The sequence below is a fragment of the Calditrichota bacterium genome, assembly GCA_014359355.1.
GTDB lineage: Bacteria > Zhuqueibacterota > Zhuqueibacteria > JANLFK01 > Oleimicrobiaceae > Oleimicrobium.
Genome location: JACIZP010000134.1, coordinates 1 through 5,925, shown reverse-complemented (window position 1 = coordinate 5,925; position 5,925 = coordinate 1). Strand labels below are relative to the sequence as shown.

7 protein-coding genes are annotated in these 5,925 nt (G+C 61.0%); all 7 read right to left on the bottom strand.

The features are described 5' to 3' along the window. A partial coding sequence (locus H5U38_05585) for a hypothetical protein (protein ID MBC7186487.1) occupies positions 1 to 192 on the bottom strand: 192 nt, incomplete at its 3' end. Between the two features lie 9 nt (positions 193 to 201). After that, positions 202 to 1,170: an HPr kinase/phosphorylase gene (locus tag H5U38_05580; GenBank protein MBC7186486.1), complete on the bottom strand. Its 969-nt coding sequence runs from the start codon at positions 1,168 to 1,170 to the stop codon at positions 202 to 204. Between the two features lie 84 nt (positions 1,171 to 1,254). After that, the gene (raiA, locus tag H5U38_05575) at positions 1,255 to 1,575 is read right to left on the bottom strand and encodes a ribosome-associated translation inhibitor RaiA (GenBank protein MBC7186485.1); all 321 of its coding nucleotides are present in this window, start codon (positions 1,573 to 1,575) and stop codon (positions 1,255 to 1,257) included. A gap of 271 nt (positions 1,576 to 1,846) precedes the next feature. Then, positions 1,847 to 2,776 carry a tyrosine recombinase gene (locus H5U38_05570; GenBank protein MBC7186484.1) on the bottom strand — a complete coding sequence of 310 codons (930 nt, stop codon included), beginning with the start codon at positions 2,774 to 2,776 and terminating at the stop codon, positions 1,847 to 1,849. Then, on the bottom strand, positions 2,769 to 5,045 hold the full coding sequence (gene topA, locus H5U38_05565; protein MBC7186483.1) for a type I DNA topoisomerase: 2,277 nt from the start codon (positions 5,043 to 5,045) through the stop codon (positions 2,769 to 2,771). Before topA ends, H5U38_05570 begins: the two co-directional genes overlap by 8 nt. Positions 5,046 to 5,066: 21 nt before the next feature. Beyond that, a complete protein-coding gene (locus tag H5U38_05560; GenBank protein ID MBC7186482.1) occupies positions 5,067 to 5,537 on the bottom strand; it encodes a DUF494 family protein in 471 nt (156 codons plus the stop codon). 116 nt (positions 5,538 to 5,653) lie between these two features. Next, positions 5,654 to 5,925: SEC-C domain-containing protein (locus H5U38_05555; GenBank protein ID MBC7186481.1), on the bottom strand; the 272-nt coding region annotated here is incomplete at its 5' end.

Here is a 5,925-nt window from a genome sequence, read left to right as displayed (position 1 = left end):
GGCCATGATGAGCATCCCCTCTTGCGCCTCCGGGCTGCCCGCCATCTCCTCCAGCTTCTGCACAATGGTCTCCAGGGATAGGGGTGATATGGACAAAGCATACACCCCTGGGATGTCGCCCATGACCGACTGCGCCGCCTTGGCAAGGGCGTCGGCCACTGGGCCGTGGGTGACTAATACGCACGTGACCATGGGTTCCGCCTATTCGTAATCCTTTTCCGGAGAGTAGGGGTAGCTGCTGGCGCGGCGCATGCGCTCGATGAGCCTCTGGTTAAAGACCTCCGCCGTCTTGTAGCCCCTGATGCGCATCAAGTGGTGAAGGGCTATCACCTCGGCGATGACCGTGATGTTCTTGCCGGGGATAATCGGCAGCCGCACCAGCGGGATCTCGGTGTCCAGGATAGTGGTCGTCTCTTGATCGATGCCCACGCGCTCATAGTCGGTCTCTTCCGACCACTCCTGGAGATCGACCTGGACTTCCACCCTCTTACGCAGGCGCACCGCCCGGATGCCAAACATGTGGCGCACGTTGATGATGCCCAGGCCCCTCACCTCGGCATGGTCGCGCAGCTGCTCGTCGCTGGTGCCGATCAGGGTCCCTTTTGCAGCGCGGGTGATGTGCACCACGTCGTCGGCGACCAGTCGATGGCCGCGTTCCACCAAGTCCAGCGCCACTTCGCTCTTGCCGATGCCACTCCGGCCGGTGAACAGCATCCCCACGCCAAACACATCCACCAGGGAGCCGTGAATGGTCACCTTGGGCGCGAACTTCATATCCAGATAGTCGCCCAATAAATGAATGAGCGTCGTGGTGTTGTGAGGCGTGCCGAAGATGCTGATCTGCCTCTTGTCCGCGATCGCCAGCAAGACTTTCGGTGGCTTGTTGTTGTCGGTGATGATGATACAGGGGATGTCGAAGGAGAGGACCTTTTCGATAGCTTGGCGGCGCTGCGCCTCCGAGAGGGTCTCCAGGTAGGCCAGCTCGGTGTTGCCAAGGATTTGCACCCGCTGGTAGGTGAACACGTCCGTGAAGCCGGTCAGTGCCAAGCCCGGGCGATGGAGCTCGCCTTCCCTGATCACTTTGCCAAAGCTCCCCCGGTGGTTCAACAGCTGCAAGTGCAGCGTTTCTTTGTTCTCTTCGAAGAGAGTTTCGACTGTGAGTTCGGCCATGCTTCATCCACCGTACGATGGTAACGTTGCCCAGCACTCAATAGCAAAGGGGCTGCCCGGGACCAGGCAGCCCCTGTTGTGGAGCTACTCGGCAATCAAATCACGTGCCCGTGTATTGTCGAAGGTGTGCAGCTTCCCTTTGTACTTCTTCAGTTGCCGCTCCAACTTGTCCACCGCAAGATTAATGGACTTGTACATGTCCTCACTCTTTTCCCGCACGGTCAACTTGGTGCCGTACACATGGAGGACAATCTCCGCCACTTGTGCCTGTTTCTCCCAATCCAGGATGACATCGCAGTTGAGGATGCCATCATAATACCGCTTGAGGCGCCTCACCTCCTTCTCCGTGTACTGCTTCAGACGATCCGACGCGTTGAAGTGCCGCGCAGTGATGTTGATTCTCATAGGCTCCTCCCATGGTTTGAGATTAACGGAGGTACTGCCTTCACCATAGCCTCAAAGCGCACGAAAACTCACCCAAAAACACCGCCCGTCCAGGTTCACTGGTCCAGACTCATCCCGGTCTCTTGCACCACCTGACTCCAGAAAGCCAACAATACGTCGCGCAGCGGGCCCGTGGGTCCGAAGCCATAGGCCAAGGACGAAGCGCGCCCCCGTTGCTCCTGTCTGCGGCTCCTCGCTCCCCCAGGCGCTGGTGAATGTCAGCCATCTGCGTCTACTCCCGCTCGCACCGCTCGGCTCGGGGATGCGCCTGACGGTAGATGCTCTTCATCCTCTCGGCCGAGACGTGCGTGTACACCTGCGTCGTAGACAGGCGCGAATGGCCCAGCAGCTCCTTGACCGCCAACAGGTCTGCCCCGGCATCCAAAAGATGGGTGGCAAATGAATGGCGGAGCACATGCGGATTGCGCGCACCGCTTTCTGACACCTGGCCGAGGTACCGCCGCACGGTCCGCGCGATACCGCTCCTGGAGTATCGTTCGCCGCGGGCGTTGAGAAAGAGCGCCGCGCAGCGCGGCAGCCCCTCCCGGACGAGCTCGCCCCGACGTTGCAGGTAGTGACGCAGCAGCTCGGCAGTGGCCGATCCAAGGGGTATCACCCGCTCTTTTGCTCCCTTGCCCATGACCTTGATCACCCCATTGGCAAAGTCCACGTCATCCACATCCAGAGCGGCCAACTCGCCCAGGCGCACGCCCGTGGCATAGAAAAGCTGGAGAATAGCCCGATCACGAAGCCCTTGCGGGTTGTCCTCCTCAGGCAAGTCAAGGGCATTGAGCACCGCCTTGACGGGGAGATGCTTGGGGATCCTCTTGTCGGCGCGCGGTGCGCGTAGCCCCACGGTGGGATTTGCAGGAAGGATCTGCTGTTCCACCAAATAGCGGAAGAAGACGCGCAACGCCGCCAGCTTGCGCCCCACACTGCGCGGGCTGTAGCCGCGCCTGGCCAAACGGCCCATGTAGGCACGGAAAAAGCCGCGCTCCACCTGGTGCACCGAAGGGGTTGCGCCGTCCAGCATCTCACCCACAAAGTCGCAAAACTGCGCGAGGTCCGTACGGTAGGCCGCCACCGAGTGCGGCGAGTAGTGCCGCACCTGCTGCAGGTAACGCGCAAACTGCATGGCGAGAGTACGAAGGTCGTCAGTCATCAGAAGATATCGCGCTCGGCGACCCTACAAGGTCCGCCGCAAAATCCTGTTCACACTGTGGGCAGTGGAGGACCGTTCCCTTTGTCTTCGTATACCTCTTGTACAGCACATTGTTCCCGCAGGAGGGACACGGCCCGGTAACAGGCTCCTGCCAGGAGACGAAATCACATGCGGGGTAGCGGCTACAGCCGTAGAATGTGCGCCCGCGTCGGGACTTGCGCTCCACCACCTCGCCGTCACAACCGGGCTTTGGGCACTTCACACCGATTTTGAACGGCTTGGCGTTTTTGCAGTTCGGGTACGCGGAACAGGCCAAAAAGCGCCCGAAGCGACTGGTCTTGATCACCATGGGGCTGCCGCACAGGTCGCACCTCTCCGTGCTGGCCACGCCTTCCTGCTCAATGTTCTTGGAAAAGCGGCAGCGCGGGTAATCAGAGCAGGCCATGTAGCGCCCGTGCCGTCCCCAGCGGATAACCAGCTCCTTCCCACAGATCGGACAGTGCTCTTCTGTCTTCTGCTGCAGGCTCTCCCGGATCTCGAGCTGCCTGCCTTCTGCTGCGGCCAAGGCCCGCCGGAAGGGCCCGTAGAATCCCTCCACTACCTGCCGGAAGTTCTTCTTGCCGCCCTCGATCTCATCCAGCTCCGCTTCCATGCGCGCCGTGAACTTGACCTCGAAGATGTCCGGGAAGTTGGCCACCAGGATTCTGTTGACCGTGCGGCCCAGCTCGGTGGGCACCAACTGTCGCTGCCGCTTCTCCACATAGTTCCGCTCCAGAATGGTGCTCACGATGACCGCATAGGTGCTGGGCCTGCCAATGCCCAGACTGTCCAGCGCCTTCACCAGGCTGGCTTCCGTGTAGCGCGGTGGTGGCTTGGTGAAGTGCTGGCTCGGGGTAACGTCCAAGAGGATCAGCCGCTCGCCCACTGTCAGCTCCTCTGGCACCTTGGTGGTCGGTTCGCGCTCCGCATCCTCTTCCTCGCGCGGCGCCTCCTCATAGGCCTGCAGATAGCCTCGGAAGAGAACCTCCGAGCCGGTTGCCCGGAACAGGTACATTTCGTCGTTGCCACTCACGATGTCCACGGTCGTCTGCAGCAGGCGGGCGGGGGCCATCTGGCTCGCCACAAATCGCTGCCAAATCAACTCATAGAGCTGAAATTGCTCCTCACTGAGGTACTTGCGCAGCGCCCGAGGGGTACGCTTCACGGAAGTCGGGCGAATGGCCTCGTGTGCATCCTGGGCTCCCCTGCGTGCGGCAAAGTGCCGCGGTTGCGGCGAAAGGTACTCGACACCGAAGTTGTTGGCGATGAAGTCGCGCGCCTCCCTCACTGCCTCGTCCGCCACCCGCACCGAGTCGGTGCGCATGTAGGTGATGAGGCCTACCGGCCCTCCAGGACCGATTTCTATGCCCTCGTACAGCTGCTGGGCAATGGCCATGATTTTCTTGGTGGAAAAGCCGAAGCGCCGGGCTGCGTCTTGTTGAAGAGTGCTTGTGGTGAATGGCGGCGCAGGTTGCCGCTGTACCTCGTTCTTCCGGATATCCTTGACCGTCCACTCCTGGCGTCGGATGTCCTTCACCAGTGTCACTGCCGACTGCTCGTCGGGGATGTGCGGCTTTTCATTGGCAACCTTGGTGAGACGCGCCGTAAACGGCGCAGTACGGCGCCCCTGAAACGTCCCGTCAATGAGCCAGTACTCCTGCGGGACAAACGCCTCGATCTCCTCCTCCCGCTCGCAGATGAGGCGCAGCGCCACCGACTGCACCCGGCCGGCACTCAGACCGGCGCAGACCGTGCGCCAGAGAATTGGACCCACCTGGTAGCCGACGAGCCGGTCCATGACTCGTCGCGCCTTCTGCGCCTCCACCAGGTTCAGATCGATGGCACGCGGGCTCTCCAAGGCGCGCAGTACCGCGTCGCGGGTGATCTCGTTGAAGGTGATGCGCGAGATATGGGGGTTGGCTTTTTTGAGGATCTCGGCCAGGTGCCAGGCGATAGCCTCGCCTTCGCGGTCCGGGTCGGTGGCCAAAATGACCTGCTCAGCCTCTGCAGCCGCCTCTTTGAGCTGTCTTACCACCTTCTGCCGGTCGCGCAGAGGCCTGTATTGCGGCTCAAAGCCGTTGTCGATATCCACGCCAAGCTTCGTCTTGGGCAAGTCCACCACGTGCCCAGCCGAAGGGAGGACCGTGAACTGCTCGCCCAGGAAGGCGTTGATGGTCTTGGTCTTGGCAAAGGACTCGACAACTACCAGGGATTTCTTGTCACCTGCCATGCCCTGTCCGCTTCACGGGGCTCAATTGCCCATGTGCGTGTCATTGAACAGATACCCGCCGGTGAACGAGTCGGCGTCGAACATGACGGTGGCGGCAATCTCCTTGATGTCTTCGGTATCCACGGGGCTCACGCCCATCTGCATGGCCCGCTCGATAGCTTCTTCCAGCTGCTGGTCGTCGATCAGGCCAAGTTGCCGCAACTGCAGGAGATAACTGTACGCTTCCGGCCTAATGACCATCTTTTCTGCGGCATGCAGCACGCGGTACAGCGACATGGGAGTGCGGATGGCGCTGAGGTTCTCATAGTTGCAGCCCGCCTTCTCGAACAGCCAGGAGAAGGCAAGGTCGATTTCGCTCTCCGTGTATCCCTGCTTGAGCAAGTCGCCGGACAGGCTTCGCAGGCGCTCAACCCCGAAGCCACTGCCCCGCGCCTCGCTCATGATGTACACCAGGATTTCAACTAACCTTTCGATGGCACGCCCTTTCGCCATTGCTACGGAGGTGGGGGGACACTGAACCCGCTTTCAAATATATAAGAAATCCGGCCAAATACAAGACCTTTGTTGTGCCCGCCCCCAAAGCTTGCAACCTTCATGCCCGAAAGTGGTCAATGCATGCCCGCTCCGCAGCATTTCTTGTATTTCTTGCCGCTGCCACATGGGCAGGGGTCATTGCGACCTACCTTTGCGCCGACTCTGATCGGCTGGCGCTTGCCAGGCTCGGGCGCCCCTTCCGGTCCTGCGGGTTGACGCAAGCCCATACCGGTAGTAGCAGCGTGTACGGCGCTCAGCTGGGCCGGCATGCGGCGCACCGGCGGTGGAGGCGCCACTTGCACCTGCGCCTTGAACACCATCTCCAAGACCGCCTCGTTGGTACGGG

Coding starts and splice junctions, on each gene's coding strand:
- H5U38_05580 (MBC7186486.1), bottom strand. CDS start 1,170: ATGGCCGAACTCACAGTCGAAACTCTCTTCGAAGAGAACAAAGAAACG.
- raiA (MBC7186485.1), bottom strand. CDS start 1,575: ATGAGAATCAACATCACTGCGCGGCACTTCAACGCGTCGGATCGTCTG.
- H5U38_05570 (MBC7186484.1), bottom strand. CDS start 2,776: ATGACTGACGACCTTCGTACTCTCGCCATGCAGTTTGCGCGTTACCTG.
- topA (MBC7186483.1), bottom strand. CDS start 5,045: ATGGCAGGTGACAAGAAATCCCTGGTAGTTGTCGAGTCCTTTGCCAAG.
- H5U38_05560 (MBC7186482.1), bottom strand. CDS start 5,537: ATGGCGAAAGGGCGTGCCATCGAAAGGTTAGTTGAAATCCTGGTGTAC.